Source organism: Bradyrhizobium sp. JR4.1 (assembly GCF_040548605.1).
GTDB classification, from domain to species: Bacteria; Pseudomonadota; Alphaproteobacteria; order Rhizobiales; family Xanthobacteraceae; genus Bradyrhizobium; species Bradyrhizobium canariense.
In genome coordinates this window covers 92,788-112,870 of record NZ_JBEPRY010000015.1, presented here as the reverse complement: position 1 = coordinate 112,870, position 20,083 = coordinate 92,788, and the positions used below count along the sequence as shown (strand labels likewise).

16 protein-coding genes are annotated in these 20,083 nt (G+C 64.8%); 7 read left to right on the top strand and 9 right to left on the bottom strand.

What is annotated here, in order from left to right:
- Positions 1–266 precede the first annotated feature (266 nt).
- Positions 267–4,382 (top strand): GAF domain-containing protein, encoded by a 4,116-nt coding sequence (locus tag ABIB90_RS26295; RefSeq protein WP_354201649.1) that lies wholly within the window; start codon positions 267–269, stop codon positions 4,380–4,382.
- On the opposite strand, the gene ABIB90_RS26290 is transcribed toward ABIB90_RS26295, so the two are convergent.
- The 4 genes from ABIB90_RS26290 to ABIB90_RS26275 all read right to left on the bottom strand — a co-directional run bounded on the left by ABIB90_RS26290 (position 4,356) and on the right by ABIB90_RS26275 (position 9,246).
- On the bottom strand, positions 4,356–4,697 hold the full coding sequence (locus ABIB90_RS26290) for a hypothetical protein (protein ID WP_219680722.1): 342 nt from the start codon (positions 4,695–4,697) through the stop codon (positions 4,356–4,358). The two genes, ABIB90_RS26295 and ABIB90_RS26290, sit on opposite strands and share 27 nt — an antisense overlap.
- Before the next feature lie 282 nt (positions 4,698–4,979).
- Positions 4,980–5,786: a WecB/TagA/CpsF family glycosyltransferase gene (locus tag ABIB90_RS26285; protein WP_007597006.1), complete on the bottom strand. Its 807-nt coding sequence runs from the start codon at positions 5,784–5,786 to the stop codon at positions 4,980–4,982.
- Positions 5,779–8,154, bottom strand: coding sequence for an exopolysaccharide transport family protein (locus tag ABIB90_RS26280; protein ID WP_354128667.1), 2,376 nt, complete (start codon positions 8,152–8,154; stop codon positions 5,779–5,781). Before ABIB90_RS26280 ends, ABIB90_RS26285 begins: the two co-directional genes overlap by 8 nt.
- Before the next feature lie 291 nt (positions 8,155–8,445).
- Positions 8,446–9,246, bottom strand: coding sequence for a class I SAM-dependent methyltransferase (locus ABIB90_RS26275; RefSeq protein WP_354201648.1), 801 nt, complete (start codon positions 9,244–9,246; stop codon positions 8,446–8,448).
- A gap of 393 nt (positions 9,247–9,639) precedes the next feature.
- Here ABIB90_RS26275 and ABIB90_RS26270 point away from each other — a divergent pair, with 393 nt between their 5' ends.
- Positions 9,640–10,668, top strand: a complete 1,029-nt coding sequence (locus tag ABIB90_RS26270; RefSeq protein ID WP_354201647.1) for a glycosyltransferase family 2 protein — start codon at positions 9,640–9,642, stop codon at positions 10,666–10,668.
- 15 nt (positions 10,669–10,683) lie between these two features.
- Here the strand turns inward: ABIB90_RS26270 and ABIB90_RS26265 are convergent, their stop codons facing one another.
- A complete protein-coding gene (locus tag ABIB90_RS26265) occupies positions 10,684–11,670 on the bottom strand; it encodes a glycosyltransferase (protein WP_354201646.1) in 987 nt (328 codons plus the stop codon).
- A gap of 246 nt (positions 11,671–11,916) precedes the next feature.
- On the opposite strand from ABIB90_RS26265, the gene ABIB90_RS26260 reads away from it, so the two are divergent.
- The 4 genes from ABIB90_RS26260 (at position 11,917) to ABIB90_RS26245 (ending at position 16,590) form a co-directional block, all read left to right on the top strand.
- Positions 11,917–12,984 carry a glycosyltransferase gene (locus ABIB90_RS26260; RefSeq protein WP_354201645.1) on the top strand — a complete coding sequence of 356 codons (1,068 nt, stop codon included), beginning with the start codon at positions 11,917–11,919 and terminating at the stop codon, positions 12,982–12,984.
- A gap of 40 nt (positions 12,985–13,024) precedes the next feature.
- Positions 13,025–14,419, top strand: coding sequence for an O-antigen ligase family protein (locus ABIB90_RS26255; protein WP_354201644.1), 1,395 nt, complete (start codon positions 13,025–13,027; stop codon positions 14,417–14,419).
- Positions 14,420–14,484: 65 nt separating this feature from the next.
- Entirely contained in the window at positions 14,485–15,630 is a 1,146-nt protein-coding gene (locus tag ABIB90_RS26250) for a GNAT family N-acetyltransferase (RefSeq protein ID WP_354201643.1), read from the top strand.
- Between the two features lie 75 nt (positions 15,631–15,705).
- Complete coding sequence (locus ABIB90_RS26245; protein WP_354201642.1) at positions 15,706–16,590, top strand: protein-L-isoaspartate O-methyltransferase family protein; 885 nt, start codon at positions 15,706–15,708, stop codon at positions 16,588–16,590.
- 4 nt (positions 16,591–16,594) lie between these two features.
- On the opposite strand, the gene ABIB90_RS26240 is transcribed toward ABIB90_RS26245, so the two are convergent.
- From ABIB90_RS26240 to ABIB90_RS26225, 4 genes are all read right to left on the bottom strand, one after another.
- Positions 16,595–16,729 (bottom strand): hypothetical protein, encoded by a 135-nt coding sequence (locus ABIB90_RS26240; RefSeq protein WP_354201641.1) that lies wholly within the window; start codon positions 16,727–16,729, stop codon positions 16,595–16,597.
- Positions 16,730–16,845: 116 nt separating this feature from the next.
- A complete protein-coding gene (gene wrbA / locus ABIB90_RS26235) occupies positions 16,846–17,445 on the bottom strand; it encodes an NAD(P)H:quinone oxidoreductase (protein ID WP_007596996.1) in 600 nt (199 codons plus the stop codon).
- Positions 17,446–17,525: 80 nt separating this feature from the next.
- Positions 17,526–18,224: a pirin family protein gene (locus ABIB90_RS26230; RefSeq protein WP_354201640.1), complete on the bottom strand. Its 699-nt coding sequence runs from the start codon at positions 18,222–18,224 to the stop codon at positions 17,526–17,528.
- A 36-nt stretch (positions 18,225–18,260) separates the two neighbouring features.
- Positions 18,261–19,013: an SDR family NAD(P)-dependent oxidoreductase gene (locus tag ABIB90_RS26225; protein WP_007596994.1), complete on the bottom strand. Its 753-nt coding sequence runs from the start codon at positions 19,011–19,013 to the stop codon at positions 18,261–18,263.
- A 114-nt stretch (positions 19,014–19,127) separates the two neighbouring features.
- Here ABIB90_RS26225 and ABIB90_RS26220 point away from each other — a divergent pair, with 114 nt between their 5' ends.
- The gene (locus ABIB90_RS26220) at positions 19,128–20,063 is read left to right on the top strand and encodes a LysR family transcriptional regulator (protein ID WP_354201639.1); all 936 of its coding nucleotides are present in this window, start codon (positions 19,128–19,130) and stop codon (positions 20,061–20,063) included.
- Positions 20,064–20,083: the final 20 nt, after the last annotated feature.

Below are 20,083 nucleotides of genomic sequence, written 5' to 3'. Positions count from 1 at the left end.
GGGCTGTGCCTGTTGGAAGCCATCGTCTCAAAGCACCGGTGCGATATCAATCTCCCGTAAACCAATACAGGGCTGCAAATTCGTAAAGGGAGCGCGTCTGTGGCTGAAACCGCCATCCAGTATAGCGATTTTGACAGGTTCGCGACAGCTGTTTGCAGCTCGTTCACTTTGATCGACGGTTTGCGGGAACCAATAACCACCACTTAGGCCATCGCCCTCATAAGCTACCCGGGAGAAAATGGCAGAAATGCCGGGGAGTTGAGATCGTGCAGACGACCCTCGCGCGCACACTTGCAGCGTTGAGCGACATCAACGAAGCCATCCTTTACGCGAAGTCGCCGGACGAGCTGTACCAGAAGGTCTGCGACGCCGGGTTTTCGAGTGGGGACTTCATGGCCGTCGCCGTGTTCCTGGCGGAGCCGGATGGCCAGCGGCTCCGATTTGCGGCCGGCAGCGGCGACGACGTTGCGCGGCTGCGTGCGATCACGATCACCACGCAGGCCGGCACGCCGGAGGGGTCGGGCGTCGGCGGCGAAGCCTTTCGCAGCCAGGGGATTTGCATCAGTAACGATTATCTGAACGATCCGCGCTCGCTCGCGTGGCGCGAAGGCGCTGCCGGAGCGGGTGTCGGGGCAGCCGCGGCGCTTCCCCTGATCTGTGGCGGTCGCAGCATCGGCGTGTTGTATGTGACGCGCTCGGGGGCAGGCACGCTCGACGAGGCGATGGTCTCGCTCTTCGAGCGGATGTCGAGCAATATCTCACATGCGCTGGAGAATTTCGCGCGCGAGACAGCGCGCCTGGATGGCGAGCGGGCAGTGCGGCGGCTCAACCGCATGTTCGGCGCCCTCACTGCGACCAACGAAGCAATCCTTCACGCCAGCACTGAGCAGGATCTATACCAGCGGGTCTGCGACGCCGCTGTGCATAGCGGCAAATCGCTTGCCACTTTCGTTCTGCTGCGCGAGCCGGATTCCGAATGGCTGACGCCGGTGGCAGCGACCGGACAAAATCTGGATCTGATCAGACGCACGCGCTACTCGATCGATGCGGAGAGTCCCTATGGCAAGGGCATCTCCGGCCAGGTGTTCCGGACTCAGAAAGCGATCGTCGAGGACGACCTCCTCAATCGTACCAAGGGGACGACCTGGGAGCAAACCAACGTCGATGCCGGCGCCGTCGCCTGCGTGGCTGCTCCCTTGATCAAGCGTGGCACCAGCATCGGCGTGCTGTTTTTCTTCGTGAGCAAAGCCTGGGCAAAAGACGAAGGCATCGTCGCACTGTTGCTGCGCATGACCGAAACCGTATGCTTTGCGCTCGAGAACTTTGACCGCGATAAGGAGAAGGCCCAGATCGCGCTGGAGGAGGAACGGCTGGCGCGCATGTACGCGGCGCTAAGCGCGACCAACGAGGCCATTCTGCGGGCAAGATCCCGCAGCGAACTGTTTGACCTGGTTTGCGAAGCCACGGCGCAGGGCGCGAAGTTCGCCTCGACCTCGATTGCGTTGCTCGACCGCGACGCGGGACTGCTTCGCGTTGTCGCATCCTTTGGACCGAACGCCGCTGAGGTACGAACCTTCAGATTGCCGGTCAGCGACAAGGTGCCGGAGGGACGTGGGTTGACCGGCACTGCGTTCCGGACCCGGAAGGCTTGCATTAGCAACGACATCCTGGCAGACGCCCGCCTCGAGCCCTGGCACGCCAGCGCGCGTCGCAACGGCATTGCGTCGTCAACCGCGCTGCCGCTGTTCAATGGCGACAAGGTCGAAGGCGTATTCCTGTTTAACTCGCGCGAGCGCGGCACTTTCACGGACGAGTTCGTCGAGCTCCTGCGTAAGCTCCAGGCCAACGTCGCCTTTGCGCTCGAGAATTTCGATCGAGCCGACGAAAAAGCGCGGGCCGACAAGCAGCGCGATCGCCTGAGTGGCATGTTCGAGGCGCTGAGCGCGACCAACGAAGCCATCATGCGCGCCAAGACGCGCGAGGAGCTGTTCGAGGTCGCGTGCCAGGCCGCCGTGCTCGGCGGGGTGTTCGCCTCCGCGACAATCGCCACTTTGGACGACAAACGTGAACTTGTCCGGGTCGTCGCCGTGAAGGGACGCCTGCAGGAACGAATGGTGGGACGCACCTGCCTTGTTTCCGCCGACCATCCTGAAGGCCAGGGAATCATAGGGATGTCGCTGCGGACCCGCCGGGCCAGTGTCATCAACGATTATCTGAATGATCCGCGATCGGTGTACTGGCATTCCAAGGCGATCGAGGATGGAACCCGGGCTGCTGCCAGCTTCCCGCTGCTGCGGGGCGGCCAGGAGCCGATTGGCATCCTGCTTTTCCTCGCACCGGAAGAGAATACGTTCACACCCGATTTGGTCGAGCTGCTCGGACGTCTGGCTGAAAACGTCTCTTTCGCCCTCGACAATTTCGATCGTGCCGAGGAGAAGGCCCGCACCGAAGCGCAGAAGGAACGCCTGACGCGGATGTTTGCGTCGCTGAGCGCCACCAACGAGGCGATCATGCGGGCGAAGTCGCGCGCCGAACTGTTCGACCTCGTCTGCCTTGCTGCTTCGAATGGCGCAAAATTCACCTCCACCACCATCGCGCTCGCGAGCGCCGAGAGCGACCAGCTGGAAATCGTCGCCAGCGCCGGACCCGCGGCCGGCACCACGCGCACCGTCCGCCTCTCCATCGACCCCGATTGCCCGGAAGGTCGTGGGATGAGCGGCACGGCATTCCGCACGCGCCAGCCTTGCATCAGCAACGATTATCTCAACGACGATCGCGTCCGCGCCTTCCACGCCATCGTCCGCGGCGACGGCGCGCGCTCGGGAGCGGCATTCCCGCTGGTCGCCCACGACCAGGCAGTTGGCGTCATGATCTACTTGTCGGCGGAGCCTGCCGCCTTTACCGACGAGTTCGTCGAGCTGCTGCAGCGTCTCGCCGAAAACGTCTCCTTCGCGATGGAGAATTTCGATCGCGCCGACGAGAAGAACAAGGCCGACGAACGGATCGAGTATCTCGCCTCCTATGACAGCCTGACCAACCTGCCCAACCGCGAGACATTCAGTGCCGTGTTGCGCGCGGCAATCGATGCGGCGGAGCGCCATGACCATCGTTTCGCGGTGCTGTTCATCGATCTCGACCGGTTCAAGGTCATCAACGATTCGCTCGGCCACGAGGCGGGCGATTTGCTCCTGCTCGAAGTCGCCGACCGGTTGCGCAGCGCGCTGCGAGCGAGCGACGTGGTGGCGCGCCTCGGAGGCGACGAGTTCGTGGTTATCCTCGACCAGTGCGGCGAGATCGACGACGTCCAGCGCATCGCGACGGAACTGCTCCGCGTGCTCGCGAAGCCAATGGAGCTGGCCGGCCACGAGTGCCACACCACCGCCTCCATCGGCATTGCGATGTATCCGGCCAACGGTGCCGACGCGCTGACGCTGACCAAGAATGCCGACATGGCGATGTATCTCGCCAAGGAAGACGGCAAGAACGGCTATCGCTTCTTCTCCAAGGAAGTGAACACGCAGTCGATCGAGCGGCTGTCGCTGGAGAGCGCGCTGCGCCGGGCGCTGGAGCGGGATCAGTACACTTTGAACTACCAGCCCAAGGTGGACATGGTGACCGGCCAGATCACCGGCGTGGAAGCGCTATTGCGCTGGACGCATCCCGATCTCGGCAATATCTCGCCGGCGCAGTTCATTCCGCTGGCGGAGGAGACCGGATTGATCGTGCCGATCGGCCGCTGGGTGATGAAGGAGGCCTGCGCGCAGGCCATGGCCTGGCAGCGGCGCGGCCTCTTGCCGGTATCCATGGCGGTGAACCTGTCGCCGCGCCAGTTCGTCGACGAGCATCTCTTGCAGGACGTCGACGAAGCGCTCGCCGCAAGCGGCATGTCGCCGGTGCTGCTCCAGCTCGAAGTCACCGAGAGTATGATGATGCGCAATGTCGGACGTGCGATCAAGGTGCTCGACGCCATCCAGAGCCGCGGCATTCGCTTGGCGATCGACGATTTCGGCACCGGATATTCGTCGATGTCGCTGATGAAGCATTTTCCGATCGACACCATCAAGATCGACCGCTCCTTCGTGCGCGACCTGCCGCAGGATGCGGAGGATCAGGCGATCGCGCAGGCCATCATCAGCATGGGCAAGGCGCTCGGTATGACCGTGGTGGCGGAAGGCGTCGAGAACGCTGAACAGGAGGCGTTCCTGCGCGCTCATGGCTGCGACGAGATGCAGGGCTTCCTGATCTCCAAGCCGGTGCCGGCGCGGCAGATGGCCGAGCTGCTGCGGCCGACGGAGCCGTCTGTCGCGCCGCCGCTCCAGCCGGAGCCGGACCATGCCGCCACCGCGGCCGCGGCGCTACGGTTGAAAAGCGCTGTCGTCTGATGGCTGCGGGTGGAGCTCGCGGACGTCCTCTTCCCTGATCTCCGCCTTGCGTGGAAAATCATCCGGCCACGGAAGCGAGGTTTGTTCGGCGAAGAGCGCGATAAGGATATGCGCTCCTTCGGCAAAGCTCGATCCGTCGTTAAGGCCGAGCTCACGACACCAGGCCTGTCGCATCGGCTCGTGCGTGTCGAATACCGCCATCGCCGGACCCCACCACCAGGCCGGCGCCGGCGATCGTTCGTCCTCCGGCACGGCATGCCAGAGGATGAGCTCGTCCATCATGCGCTCGAATTGCAGGCTTGCGGCCTGATGCATTCGTTCCGTGCTCCCTTGGGTCGCGCCTGAAAGCAGGCCGATGCGCGGACTCGATCGTGGCCTTCGCTGTGAAAAGCTGGCTCGCGCTATTGGCTGAGCCGATTGTGCCGCTTGTGTCGGCGGCCATACAAAAACATGCGGCGGCCGCGAAAGTTGCCGGCGCCGACTGTGACAGTCTCTTTAGCCGCTTATGAGCCCGACCCGCAAGGCGCAATACCGGCGCCGCCGGCGTTGAAACAGCGCAGGCGGGGCTGATAACCGGCGGCGGTCATGTCGTTCTACTCAGCGATTAAGGGGCCGATTGCGGCTGAACAGCAGATAGATCGCGCGAGGATTGGTGGTCAAATAACGCCAGAACAGGCGGCGGGGCTCGAGCAAGGTGCGCCAGGCCCATTCCAGGCCGATCTTCTGCATCCATCGCGGCGCGCGGGCGCGGCTTCCCGACAAGAAGTTGAACAGGCCGCCGGATGTCTTGATGACGCCGACATTGGTGAGATGCGGCGTGAATTCCTCGACGAAAGCCTGCTCGTTTGGCACGCCCAGCGCAACCCAGAGATAATCCGGTGCTAGCGCGTTGATCTCGTCGACCTTCGCGCGCAGTGCATCGCCACGGAGATAGCCGTGGCTGTAGCCGACGATCTTGAGGTTTGGATACATCTTCCGGACGTTCTCGACCGCAGCGGCGTTCTCGTCCTCGCTCGCGCCGAACATGTAGAAGGTGCGGCCGACCGCTTCGGCCTTGCGCGCGACGACGTGAAACAGATCCGTCGTGGCGACGCGCTCGGGCAGCGGAAACCAGGATTGCAGCCTCGACGCCGCCACCAGCGGCTGGCCATCGGCGTTGATGAGGTCGGCGCCGCGGAACAGGCGCTCGGTCTCCGGTTCGGTCGAGCACCGCGCCAGCACCTCGCCGTTGGCCGAGGTCAGGTGCAGCGGACGGCCGATGCGATGGCGCGGATCGGTCGCCTCGATCATGAAATCCGCGGTCGCTTCCAGGTCGAGTGCGGCCATGCGAAGGCCGCCGATGGTGATCCGCGGCACGTCGGCAGTTGCGGTCCGGCCATCGAGATTGATGCGGCGCTCAAGCATATTGTCTGCCTCGTTGGCGAGCTTGGGCCATAGGGGTGAGTTCGTCGAGCACGACGCCGACGAGCTTGCGCTCGGCGCGGCCGAGCGTGCTCAATATCTCTTCGAGGCCGTCGTTGATGTCGAGGCTGGTCGGCAGCACCGCCACCAGCGCGTCGGCATCATCGAGCAGCTTGCGGCTGCCGGTCGTGAGTGGCGCCGCGGGACCGTCGAGGATCACGAGGTCATAACCGCCGGCGGAGCGCGCCTGCTCGATGGCCTTGCGGATGGCGTCAGTGGCCTTGCCTGCGTCGCGTTCGGCGGCCGGCAATACCGAGATGCCGTTGAGTGTCTTGATCTCGCGCGCGGCCTTGCTGCCGATCGAAAGCCATCCAACCTTGCTCGGCTCACTCTTGCCGGGACGGTTGACCTTGTTCGAGAGCGAGTGGGCCTGGTGGTCGGCATCGATCATCAGTACCCGAGCGCCGTCGCGCGCGGCCGCGAGCGCGAAATTCAGCGCGGTCACGCTGCGCCCGGTGGTCTCACTGGCACCGACGAGCGCGATAACAGGCATTGTCTTTCCGCCGGCGCGCCGGGCCGCCGTAGCGCGCATGTCGCGCCAGGCGTTGAGCAGCGTCGTCAGGGGAAAGCCGGGGCGCAGCGTCGGCCAGCCCAGCCGGGTGAGGTCGATGCCGCCGCCGGTGGCGAGAATGGCACCGAGCGTGTGGATGACGTCGGCCTCCTGGAGGCGCGCGATCAGCGGCTTTTCGATCAGGGGCTTCTCGACCATCGAAGGTTGCAGCGGCGGGGCTGTGAGTTCCGGCAGTGCCTGCGCGATTTCCGGGGCTCGCGAGGCCGGGTGGGGCCGGGCGGTCTCCGCCGTTCGCGAAGGCTCTGAAGCTCGCGGAGCTTGCGGCAACGGAGTGCGATTGGGCCGGGCCGGCGCCGGCGCCGGCGCGAATGCGCCGGCGAACAGCAGTTCGGCCGCGACGAACCAGCTCGATGCAGCGATCGCGCCGAAGATGAAGCCGATCATGGCGAACAGGCTCATCGCCGGCGGGAACGAGCGCCGCTGCGGCACCGTCGCTTCGCCGATGATTCGGGCCGCCGAGGTGTTCAGCGTCTCCTGCTCCTCGGTCTCGCGCGAACGCTTGAGGAAGGATTGATAGACGTCACGGCTGGCATCGGCTTCGCGCTCGAGCTCGCGCAAGCGCACGGCGGCCTGGCTGAGCTGGACGCTCTGCCGCTTCTGTGCCTCCAGCGCCCGGCTGAGCGAGGCTTCAAAGTCGCGGGCACGCGTCAAATCGTTCTTGGCGGACTGCGCGAAGCGGTCGATCTCTTCGTTGATGGTGCGCTTGAGATCTTCGACCTGCTTCTCGGTCTGGCGCAGCGCCGGATGACGTGGGCCGAGCTCGCCGGCCTGCTCCGCATATTTCTTGCGCGCGTCGGCATATTGCGCGCGCAGGTTCGCGATGGTCGGCGATTGCAGCGCTTCGGAGTTCGCGCCCGCATCTGCCGTGGTGCGCCGGCTCGCCTCAATCTGATCGAGGCGCGCCTGCGCGTCCATGGTCGCGGCGCGGGCGGCGGAAAGCCGCTGGTTGCTGGCGGAAAGCTGCTGGTCGCTGATCAGCGCATCCTGGGTACCGACGAAATTGTTCTGGGCCTTGTAGGTCGCAAGCACGGTCTCGGCGTTGCGCAGCCGCTCGCGCAACTCCTTCAAGCGGCCGGAGAGATCGTTGGTGGCGCGCCGCGCGGCTGACGCCTGCGAGTTGCGGGATTCCGCGAGGTAGGCACTGGTCAGCGTGTTGGCGAGCATCGCCGCTTTCGCCGGATCGGTCGACCAGACCTCGATGTCGACGATGAAGCTCTTCTCGGTCTTGCGGATCGTGATGTGCCGGTTCAGCGCCTCGAGGGCGGCGAGCTGCACTTCCCTCTTCTCCGTGGCGGAGGGCGCGCGGGGCTGAAGGCCGATCAGACCGAGCAGCGAGGACATCACGCCTTTGCCGTCGGCGCCGCCGCCGAATTCGGGATCCTTGTCCAGATCAGCCTGCTGGATCACCTGGAGCAGCACGCTGTTGGAGGTGATCAGGCGCGCCTGGCTCTCGACCACCATCGACATGCCGGAGACGTCCTGCGCGCGAGGCGTTAGCTCGCGATCGACGAGCTGAAGCTCGCGCGGGTCGACATAGAGTTGGGCGGTGGCGGTGTAGCGGGGCGTCAGGCTCTTGCCCACGGTGACGGCGGCCGTTGCACCGAGCAGCGCGGCAACGGCAATCGCGACCTTCCGCCGCCAGAGCAGATTGACCAGCTCCAGCACGTTGAAGCCAACCCGAGGCCGCTGCTGCGGGGCCTCCGGTCCGGCCCGATCTATCGGCTGGTTATAGTCAAGCATGATCCCCAGCTTTCATTCCAAGTGCCGCGAGCTGAGGGGGTACTCTTCGCTCTACGCCACGCACCTCAGATATAGGTGCCCACTCAACGCAACAGGGAAAATTAACCATACTCATTGAGGGACTATTCACCGAAATGGCAAACAAAGCGTTTAAGCGCATGCCACTCTTCGACGCGTCGCCGTGACGCATGCGATGGCGCGGTCCTTCAGAGATTAACGGTTCGTTACCGCGTGCAACGTGGCCGCGAGGCTTCGCTGGTCTTGCGATCGGCTGCGCGCGCACCATGGCCGTCAGCTTTTCCGCAGGATGACGTGATAATCGCCGCGGCGGACGTCGGTCCCGCGCGGGAGCATGGCGTTGAGCACGGCGGCGCCGGCGTCGACCAGGGCTGCGAACAGCGGCTTGCGCCGGCGCATCTCGGGATAGCGCGGGCTCTCGACCTCACGGCGGTAGATCATCTCGAGGCCATTGGCGGCGGCGAACGCTTCGAGCCTCGGTAGCGACACCAGGGGATGGAAGAAGGTCGGGAACGGCGGCTCGCCCGGCAAGCCGGCATCCTTGATGCCTCGAATGTGCCGGTAGAACCAGACGTGGAACCAGTGCGGCGAGTATTTGGTGACGACCCCGGACAACGAGCGCGGATTGGGCGCGCCGATCAGGATCATCCCGCCGCGCTTGAGCGCATCTCGGAAATTCAGGAGTGCGGCGTCGACGTTGGGAAGATGTTCGATCACGTTGTAGCAGATCACCAGATCGAAGGTCTCGCGCCCGAAGCGGTAGGTCTGGACGTCGCCGACGATCGCTTCGTCCGCGTAGCTGTTGTTGCGGACCTGGTCCTCGTCGATGTCGACGACGGTGACCTTGCTGCGGCTCAGCAATTCCGGTGGCAGGACGCTGCACGAGCCGCCTCCGGCTTCGTAGGTGGCGAGCTGGCCCTGCGGCAGTTCGCGGCGCAGTACGTCGTGGACGGCGAGCAGGCTGTCGCGGGCTTCACCGGGGACGAGATCGTGCAGCGCCTGAGTGCGTGCCATGGCCGCGGGAATTTGGACCGCCGTGGCTGTCGCGAAATCGATCGTGGCTGGCTTGTTCATATTTTCTGACCGCGCTTGTTCGACTTAAATTTACAGGAAAAGTCTCGTGTGCCCGTAGAGCAAATCCGATACCGCGACGCTTCACCCGTCGCGGTACTTACGATCGGGTTAATGAGCATGTGCGTTAACTACGGTATCGTCCACGCCAGCCACCGTCGGCACGGTGGACCGCGAATTGCAGTATCACTGCGCGCAAGGCTTCGCAGCAGAAACACCCGAAATCAGTTAAGTGCATGGATGGCGGAAAATCGGCGGCGTGGCGCCGTCGCGAGGCTCAAACCGGCCGTTCATTTTGGGACGTGCCTGTCCCGCGGCGATGTGCCGTCGCGGGACGGCGCTGATCCCCGGATCGAAGCAGGGCTTTTTCAATCTATCTCGGACATCTAGAACGTCATGACATTGATCCCGACAGACCTGTCCGCCACGCGTATCTCGGATGCCGTGCGCGATCCCCACCGGGAGATCGCGGCCAGCTCCCGGATTATCGACCTGTCGGTTGGTATCGTCGTCTGCATCCCCTGCTTCCGCCGCCCGCAGCATCTGCGGTCGACGCTGGACTCGCTCGCCAGCCAGCGCACCCCGCGCTCCTTCGCCGTCGTCATGGTCGAGAACGATGCGGTCCGGCGCGAAAGCGCGCCGGTGGCCGCGGAATATCTCGCCGATGGCAGGCTTCAGGGTGTCTGCCTGGTTGAGAAACGGCAAGGCAACGTCCAGGCGATCAACGCCGCGTTCGAGACGGCGCTGGCGCTGTTTCCCGCCGCGACCCGGTTCCTGATGATCGACGACGACGAGATCGCCTCGCCCGATTGGCTCGAGCTGATGGTTCGCACCGCGGAGGCGACCGGCGCCGATCTGGTCGGCGGGCCGGTGCTGCCGGTCTTCGAGGATCGCAGCATGCCCTGGCTTTCGCGCCACCCCGTTTTCTGCCCCGCCTATGATTACAGCGGCGCTGTGCCCCTGATCTACGGCTGCGGCAATTGCCTGATCACGCGTGCGGCGTTCGAGAGGTTCGCCCGTCCGGCCTTCGACCCGCGCTTCAACTTCCTCGGGGGCGGCGACTGCGATTTCTTCGTGCGCTGCCGCAATGCCGGCATGACGTTCCACTGGACGGCGGAGGCAGTCATCACCGAGACGGTGCCGCAAAGCCGCACCAGTTTCGGCTGGATCGTGAAGCGAGGCCTGCGCATCGGCGCGATCAATTATCGTGTGCAGTCCAAGGCCGCGCAGGGCGCCGCGGCGCGAGTGTGGGTGTTTGCGCAGATGCTCGGGAGGTTGCCGTTGTCGCTGGTGCGCGCGGCCGCTCTGCTGAAATCGTCGAAAGCCTTCGTCGCGATGCATCCCGTGATGGTCGCACTCGGCTCGGCGCTCGCCGCGTTCGGCATCGAGCCGAAACCCTATAAGGCCTCGAAGATCGCGTCCTGACGCCGAGGTCGCGGTCTAAATACCGAAGCAGGCGAGGGCGACCCTAACCGCGGAACGCGGCAGCGATTTGAGCGAGCGGCGCCCGACCATCCCGAGATAGGCGAAGGCCTGGCGATATCTGCCGAAGCGGACCGCTTGCATCGCCGAATACGTGACGAGATGAACCTCGGCGGCCTGGCGCAGCCCGGCTGCCATGCCCGCGGGCAGTCGCGCCATGATCAACCCGTCGTCGAATATTCGTGCGATCGCCGGAAAGAAATCCTGTGGCGTCCGCACCGCCGCGTTCATGGTGTTGGCCGTGTGCAGGCGGTAGTCGAGCAGAAGGTTTGGCGCAAATTCGAATTCGCCGATCGCGGCAAGGCGGCACCAGCAGTGCCAGTCTTCGCAATATCTGAGCGAGACGTCGAAGCCGCCGATAGCGCGGAAGGCCTCTGCACGTGCCAGCGCAATGCCGCCATTGACGATGAAGTTTCCGGCCGCGAGCCGCGCCAGCACGTCGCCGGACGGTTTGCGGCGTCCTTTCAGCAGATCCCGGCGGCCGATCTGCCGTCCCTCGCTGTCGATCGTGTTGTAGTCGCCGTAGACAAGAACCGCTCGCGGCGCGGCACGCGCAGCGGCCAGCAGGGCCGCGACCGCGCCGGGTCGTAGGCGATCGTCGGCATCGAGGAAGAGCAGCCATTGGCTGCTCGCATGTTGTGCGCCGAGATTGCGCGCTGCCGATACGCCAGCGGCGCCGTTGGTCATCAGGCGCAGTCGCGGGTCACGAATGGCATGGACGATCGCGGTGGTGCTGTCGGTCGAGCCGTCGTCCACGACGATCACTTCGGTGACCTCGGTTTGCGCCAGTGCGCTGGCGAGGGTTTCGCCGATATAGGCCGCAACATTCTTGGCCGGAATGACGACGGACACCGACGTGGTTGAGCCGACCTGCAGCGGGACGCGCGCCGCCGAAACGACGCGCGATGTCGCCGGCAATTCGAGAATGTCTTCCGCGGTGATCAAGATACGGCTTGCCTTTAACGGTCTGTTAACCAGGGCGCTTCTGCGAGTTGGGAATGCGACCGATCGCAACCTTGGCCGTCGCGAATAATACTCGCATTGGGAAAAAAGCGTCGCCGCGAAGGCTGCCGCAGCGCTGGTTTCGTCAATTAGCGTTAAGCCGCAGGCATTAAGCCTGTGGCAAATTTGGAAGAGTGCGGCAGCCGGTCCCATGCGAGAATGCGCATCAGGCTGCCGCGGATGGACCCAGTGCCCGCAAAGACATTCGACTACGATCCCGACGACATGGTCCTCAACCTGTTCTACGAGGACAAGGACGATCGCTGGTTTCCCGGCGATCGGCATCTGCGGCGCATGGCGCGTCGCATGCTGCTCGGCGAGCCGCGCATGAGCGGGCAGCTCCGCGTGTTCCTCAATCTCTGTGCGGGACTCGATCGGCTCGGTATCCGCTATCGCGTCAACGACTATGGCTACATCGCGCGGCATCCGGGCGAACTCGCCTGCATCATCGGCCGCACCTTCCTGCTCGACAAGTTCGCCTGGAAAAATCCGATCCTGCTCGGCGTTGCCGCCCACAATCATCCGCTCGACGATCCCGACCTGTTCAAGCGCCTGCCGGTCAAGAAGGTCGTGGTGCCCGGCCCGTGGTACGCCGACATGTATCGGCCGCATTGGCCCGACACGGAGGCTTGGCCGATCGGCATCGACACGGATCTCTGGGCACCGTCGCCGACCTCGCAAAAGAGTGTCGACGTCCTGATCTACGACAAGGTGCATTGGGACCGCGATCGCTACGCGGCGGAGCTGATCGAACCCGTCCGCGCCCGGCTCACGAGGGAAGGCCGCTCGTTCACCGAGCTGCGTTACGGCAGCTACAAGGAAGAGGACTATCGGGCCGCGCTCGCGCGATCGCGTGCGATGATCTTCCTCTGCCAGAACGAGAGCCAGGGCATCGCCTATCAGCAGGCATTGTCTTGCGGCGTCCCGGTGCTCGCCTGGGATCCCGGCGGCCCCTGGCGGGACCCCGATTATTATCCGCATCGCGTCCAGTTCGCCCCGGTCTCGTCGGTGCCGTACTGGGACGATCGTTGCGGCGCCAAGTTCGTCGACATCGCCGGGTTCGAGGCGGGCTGGGATGATTTCTGGGCCGGGTGCGCCGCCGATACGTTCGATCCGCGCGGCTTCGTGCTCGACAACCTCACGCTGGAACAGCGCGCGCTTCAATATTACGAAATCGCGCGGAGCATCGTGCGGCCGCAGGCGGTGCCGCAGAGCCCCGTTGGACTGGTTGACGAATGCTTAACAGGGATCGGCTAACTCTTGGAGCTTCCCCCGGCTTCACCACTACTCTCGAGCCATGGATCGCAGCGCCACTGATATGACCGACGTCGAGGCCCGATCGTTCGGCGGCGTCCTGCGCGATGGGCTTGCGGGGATCGACGCCGTGCGGGCGGCGCGCTGCCTCGTCGCAGTCGCAGCCCTGCTCCTGGTGCTGGTGACGCTCGATCCGTTTCCTGACCTGCGCAACGAGGATGTCACCACCGTCGTCGGCGGACGGATGGCGCTCACTTATGTCTCCTGGGGCTTGCTGGCGGCGGTCGCGGTACTGTTGGTCGCCGCAACGGATGCGCCCGCGCTGAAGACGCTGGTGACGCCGCTGCATCTCTGCCTGGTCGGATGGCTGTTGATCAACATCGTCTTCTCCGAGAATCGCGGAGTCTCGATGCAGCGCTTCGTGCTCGCAGCCAGCGTGATGTCGCTCGCGGTGCTTTTGCCGTTGCTGCCGCCGACGCAGCGCAGCTTCAACCTGTGTCTCGGCGGCGCCGCGCTCGTATTGCTTACCCTCTGCTATCTCGGCGTCTTCCTGGCGCCGCAATACTCGATGCACACCGCACTCGACGTCACCGAGCCGCAGTTGGCCGGCGACTGGCGCGGCAGCTTTGGTCACAAGAACATCGCTTCGCCGGTGATGACCATCCTGATTTATGTCGGCATTTATCTGTCCGCCGTCGGCTCCTTCGTGATGGGGCCGGCCATCGCCGCGCTGGCCGGAATCTTCCTGATCTTCACCGGCGGCAAGACGTCGTCGGTGCTGTGTCTTGCGATCTACGCGCTCGCCTCGCTGGTCTGCGTCACGCCGAGCCTGTGGCTGAGGCGGATGATCTGCTTCGTGCCGCTGATCGTGATGAACCTGCTGACAGTCGGCAGCGTCCTGAGCCCGGCGCTCGGGGCGATGACGCGGCTGCTTCCGCTCGATCCCACCTTCACCGGCCGTTCTGCCATCTGGGAGTTCACGCTCGCAGCCGTCGCCGAGAAGCCGACCATTGGTCACGGCTACGCCGCGTTCTGGGACGACGTGACGGCACGGCAGACCGTCCAGGGCGCCGAATGGGCAACGAGCGCCGCGCACAGCCACAACAGCTATCTCGACCTCGCGGTCACCATCGGCCTTCCGGGGTTGTTGCTGGTGATCCTCGTCTTCGTGCTCGCGCCGCTCGGCAATTTCCAGACGGCCCGAACTCACAACCGCAGCGGTGCGTTGGCAAAGCTGTTCCTGACCGTGTGGCTGTTCGGCCTGTACTACGGGGCCACCGAGACCTTCCTGCTCGAACGGCAGAATCCGATCTGGTTCATGTTCGCTGTTGCCGTGGCCGGCCTGCACTTCCTGGCCAGGTTCCAATGCGTCGCGGAAACGGATGACTTGTCGCAGCCGGTGCTGCCGCAGTGGCATCGGCTTAACGATAAGCGGTGAGGTCACTTGTGGCCGCGACAAAACATAATCTATCTGGAAACACCCAGTAATCGCATGTCCCGCGGATGACGATCCTCAGCGTCGAGCAACCAGATGATCTTGTGTCCAGCGCGTCGGGAATCGCGGTCGATTTCGTGCGTGACTGGAAGCAGGCCGCATCGCGCCTGAACGCTGGCCATCGCACTGCATTCCAGCATGGCTATTGGCTTAGCGCCTGGTACGAGGCGTTCCACGATCTCTCGCCGCTGATTGCATTGATCTCCGATGCCACGACTGGCAAGGACATCGCAATGGTGCCGATGATCAGCCATCTCAGGCGCGGCATCCGCATCGTCGAATTCGCCGATCTCGGCGTCTCCGACAACAACGCGCCGATTCTGGCGCTCGATGCCGCGCTGGACGCGGCGGCGGCGGATGCGATCGGCAAGGCGTTGATCGACGCATTGCGCGCATTGCCGGACCGCTTCGATTTGCTGCGCCTGAAGAAGATGCCGGCCCAGATTGGCAGCAACCCGAACCCGCTGGTGTCGCTCGGCCGGATCGGATCCTGCTCGCTCAACGGCAACCTCGTGCTGACCGGCGACGATTATGAAGATTACCGGGCCTCGATCAAGCGCATGCAGATGCCACGCTGCTGGCGCGTCTTCAGCCGTCACGCCGGCGCGCGATTCGCGATCGCCACCGATGTCGCGCGTGCGCGCGAGCTGCTGGACGTGATGGATGCCCAGCAGCAGGCGCGCATGCGAAAGCTCGGCTCGCGCTTCGTCCTCAACGACGAAACCCATGCGCAGTTCTATCGCGAGGTCGCCCGCCAGGGTGCTGCGGACGGTTACGCCGTCATTTCGGCGCTGGTCTGCGACGAGGCCGTCGTTGCCACCACGCTCGGCGTCAGGTCTGGTGCGACCTATTTCCTGCTGCGCATCAGCCACGCCGGCGATTCCTGGTCGAACTGCTCGCCGGGGCTGCTCGTGACCGAGCGCACCATGGCGGCGCTGCATGCCGACGGCGTGCGCCGTTTCGACCTCAGCATCGGCAACCAGGACTACAAGCGCCGCTTCGGCGCCGAGCCGGTGCCGCTGACCGATGTCAGCGTCGCGCTGTCCTGGCGCGGCATGCCCTTCGCGTGGCGTGACCATGTCGCGCAGGGCCTGCGCCGTCACCCCAGGCTCGCCGCCTTTGCGGCGCAGGCGATGGGCAAGAGCGCGCGCTGACGCGCCGCGCTGGATTGCAGGGTCACTCGATTATCGCAGTCGTTGTGTTATCGTCGCCTGTTTCCCGGAGGCGACATGGAAGATCGTTCGGCAAAATATCGCGCATTCTATGCACAGTTGATCTGCGCCGCGGCGAGGGCCACAGACCCCCGTATCGAGGAAGCCTATCGCACCGTCAGGCGCGAGCCGTTCGCCGGATCCGGGCCGTGGTCGATCTCGGTTGGCGGACACCCCTATGTCGTGACGCCCGACGATGATCCCGCCTTCCTCTACCAGAACACGCTGCTCGCGCTCGACAGCGCGCGGGGTCTCAATATCGGGATGCCCGGCGCGCACGCCTATTGGCTCAGCGGTTGCGCGGTGAAGCAAGGCGAGATCGTGATCCAGATCGGCGCGGGGAGCGGCTACTACACGGCGATCCTCGCGCATCTCGTCGGCCCTGGCGGCCGCGTCCATGCCTACGAGATCGACGAACGTCTGGCAGGGCTCGCGCGCGAGAATCTGAAGGACATCGACCATGTGGATGTGTGGGATCGTTCGGGCATCGCGTCCGATCTGCCCAGAGCCGACGTGATCTATGTCTGCGCGGGTGCGGCGCAGCCGGCTGCCGAATGGCTCGATGCCTTGCTGCCCGGTGGGCGGCTGGTGTTTCCGCTCGCGCCTGAAGGCATGCTCGGCGGCATGCTGATGATCACGCGCCCGGACGAGGGTGCAGCCTGGCCCGCCAAATTCCTCGGGCGTGCCCAATTCATCGGCTGCGCGGGATTGCAGGATGCGGATGCTGCCCGGCGACTGGCGGAGGCGTTCGCAAGGGGATGGGAGGGCGTGCAGTCGTTGCGGAGAGAGGGCGCTCCCGACGAGACGTGCTGGTTCGGCGGTGACGGCTGGTGGCTCTCGACGGCACCGGCGCCTGTCGCGACTGCGCCCATCAAGCCCAACGCGGACATCACGCAGGCCTAGCCGGTCACGCCTTCGTGCAGCCGGCACAATGAAAGCGGCCGCGCGAGGCGCGGAACAGGCTGCGGCAATACCATCGCCGCGCCAGCGCCTGGGCGGGCCTGCGGATCATCTGCGCGATCAACAAGAGTTCGAAAGCCATTCGTATCGCTTTTGGTGAAATATCCCGACCACAGAGATGGGGCGGCATCCCCCGAAGAGAATGCCGCCCAGATCGCACCTGCCATGCAGTGGTTCAGGCGTAAAGCTTAACCGCGCTCAGCCGTGCAGCTTCCTGGCCGTCTCCGCGATCTGGCGGCCCTGATAGCGTGCGCCGGCGAGCTCGTTGGCGCTGGGCTGCCGGCTGCCGTCGCCGCCGGTGATCGTGGTGGCGCCATAGGGCGCGCCGCCGGTGACCTCGTCGAGCTTCATCTGGCCGGCAAAGCCGTAGTTCAGGCCGACCACGACCATGCCGAAATGCAAGAGGTTGGTGATGATCGAGAACAGCGTCGTCTCCTGGCCGCCATGCTGGGTCGCGGTCGCCGTGAAGGCGCCGCCGACCTTGCCGTGCAGCGCGCCCTTGGCCCAGAGACCACCGGCCTGGTCGAGGAAGTTCGCCATCTGCGAGGCCATGCGGCCGAAGCGGGTGCCGGTGCCGACGATGATCGCATCGTAATTGGCGAGGTCCTCGATTTTGGCGATCGGGGCGGTCTGGTCGACCTTGTAATAGGAGGCTTTCGCGACCTCGGCCGGCACCAGCTCGGGCACGCGCTTGATGTCGACGGTGGCGCCGGCTTCGCGCGCGCCCTCGGCGACGGCATTGGCCATCGCTTCGATGTGGCCATAGGCGGAATAATAAAGGACGAGAACTTTGGTCATGATGATCTCCGTTGGATGCAGATTTGATGGTGGGTGTCGGGAGCGTCATGCCGGGACAAGCCGGCATGACGAATGCGTTGCTAAGCCGCGTCGACGAGCACGATCTCGGAATCTTCCAATGCCGTGATCTTCAGGCTGTCTTCGTCGCGGATCGCGGCGCCGTCGCGGGCGTTGACGCGCACGCCGTTGATCTCGACCGACCCCGCCGCGGGCACGAGATAAAGGTGCCGCGACTTGTGCGGCACGTACTCCGCGCTCTCGCCTGCCTTCAGCGTGGTGGCGAGCACCCGCGCATCGGCGCGGATCGGCAACGCGTCGGTGTCTTGCTCGAAGCCGCTCGCGATGGTGACGAGCTTGCCGGAGCGGTCTCCTTTCGGAAACGGCTTCGAGCCCCAGGTCGGCTGCCCCCCGCGCGCGGTCGGCTCGATCCAGATCTGGAAGATGCGTGTCTTGGTCGGCTCGAGATTGTACTCGGAGTGGCGGATGCCGCTGCCGGCGCTCATCACCTGCACGTCGCCCGCTTCGGTGCGTCCCTCGTTGCCGAGGCTGTCCTGGTGGGTGATCGCGCCCTCGCGCACATAGGTGATGATTTCCATGTTGGCGTGGGGATGGGCTGGAAAGCCGGTGTTCGGCGCGATCTCGTCGTCGTTCCACACCCGCAAGGCGCCGTGACCCATGTTGTCGGGGTCATAATGGCTTGCGAAGGAGAAATGATGCTTGGCGTTGAGCCAGCCGTGATCGGCGCCGCCGAGCTTTGCGAAAGGTCTGAGTTCGATCATCTGCGTAATTCCTTGTTTTGGCGGGTGGCGCCTTGATCAGGCGCCGAAACCGCCGTCGACGTTGAGCACCGCGCCGGTGACGAAGGAGGCTTCCGGGCTTGCGAGGAAGACGATTCCGGCGGCGACTTCCTCGGGACGGCCGAAGCGCTGCAGCGCGTGCTGCTTGCGCTGGGTCTCGGCGAACTCGCCGCCGTCCTTCGGATTCATGTCGGTGTCGATCGAGCCGGGCTGCACCACGTTCACGGTGATGCCGCGCGGGCCGAGGTCGCGGGCTGCGCCCTTGGTGTAACCGACCACGGCCGCCTTGGTGGCGACGTAGTCGGCAAGGCCCGGGAACGAGGCGCGGTCGGCAAGCATCGAACCGACGGTGACGATGCGGCCGCCCTCGCCCATCAATTGCGAAGCGGCGCGGATCGCCGCGATCACGCCATGCACGTTGACCGCGTCCTGGCGGGCGAGCGCTTCGGTGTCGGCATTGGCATCGTCGATCGCGCCGCCGCTCGCGACGCCGGCATTGTTGACGAGGATGTCGAGATGGCCGAACTCCTTCGCGACGGCCTTGACGAGCTGCGTCACGTCCTTGGCCGAGGCCTGGTCGGCCTTGAAGGCGCGGGCCTTGACGCCCCGGGCCTTCAACTCGGTGACGACCGCTTCCGCCTTTTCGGGAGAGGCAACGTAGCTGATGGCGACATCAGCGCCTTCATCGGCGAGTGCGCGGGCAGAGGCCGCGCCGATACCGCGCGAGCCGCCGGTGACGAGGGCAACCTTGCCTGAGAGCTTCTTGGTCATTGGATTTCTCCAGCCCTGAATGTCTGATGACCCTTGGATAAGCCTCCGCCTGTGGTATATAAATAGAAACTGTTGAAACGTATTGTTTCCAAAAACATCCCGATCGGACCCGCCATGGCCAAACTTCCCGATTTCGAGGCACTCGCGATTTTCGCAAAAGTCGTGGAATTACGGTCGTTTGCGGGGGCCGCGAGCGAGCTCGCGATGTCCAAGGCGACGGTGTCCAAGGCGGTCACGCGCCTCGAAGGGCGGCTCGGCGCCCGGCTGTTCAACCGCACCTCACGCCGGCTCGCGCTGACCGATGCTGGCCATAAGCTCGCCGAGCGTGCGACGCGCCTGCTGTCCGATGGCGAAGCCGCGGAGAACGAGGCGCTGGCGCAGTCGGTCGCGCCGCGGGGCCTGGTGCGGCTCGCCGTGCCCATGACATTCGGGATCAAGGCGGTGGCGCCGCTGCTGCCGGAGTTCTTCGAAACCTATCCCGAAGTCTCGGTAGACCTGCATCTGAGCGATGCGACCATCGATTTGATCGGCGAGGGCTTTGACATGGCTGTGCGGATCGCGCGGCTGCCGGATTCCTCGTTGATCGCGCGGCGCCTCTTCACCATGCCGCGTTTCACTGTGGCCGCGCCGTCCTATCTGAAGCGCGAGGGACGACCGACGCATCCGATGCATCTGGCCGCTCACAAATGCTTCAGCTACGCCTATCTCTCGACGCCGAACGTCTGGCACTACACCAATGCGGCCGGCGAGCAGGCCAGCGTGCGTCCGGGCGGACAGCTCCGTGCCAACAACGGCGACGCGGTGATGCCGGCGCTGATCGCCGGCCTCGGCATCGCCGACCTTCCAGAATTCATCGTCGGCGACGCCATCTCCTCCGGCGAGGTCGAAGTGATCCTGAAGGACTGGAAGCAGGTCGAAGGCGCCGTGCATCTGGTGACGCCACCCGGCGGCCCGCGCCCCGCACGCGTCGAGGCGCTCGGCGATTTTCTCGCAGCGAAACTGCCGGGTACGTGCAAACGGCGGGTGAAGAGGAGCGAGCGAACAGCGTAGGTGCCGTAGGGTGGGCAAAG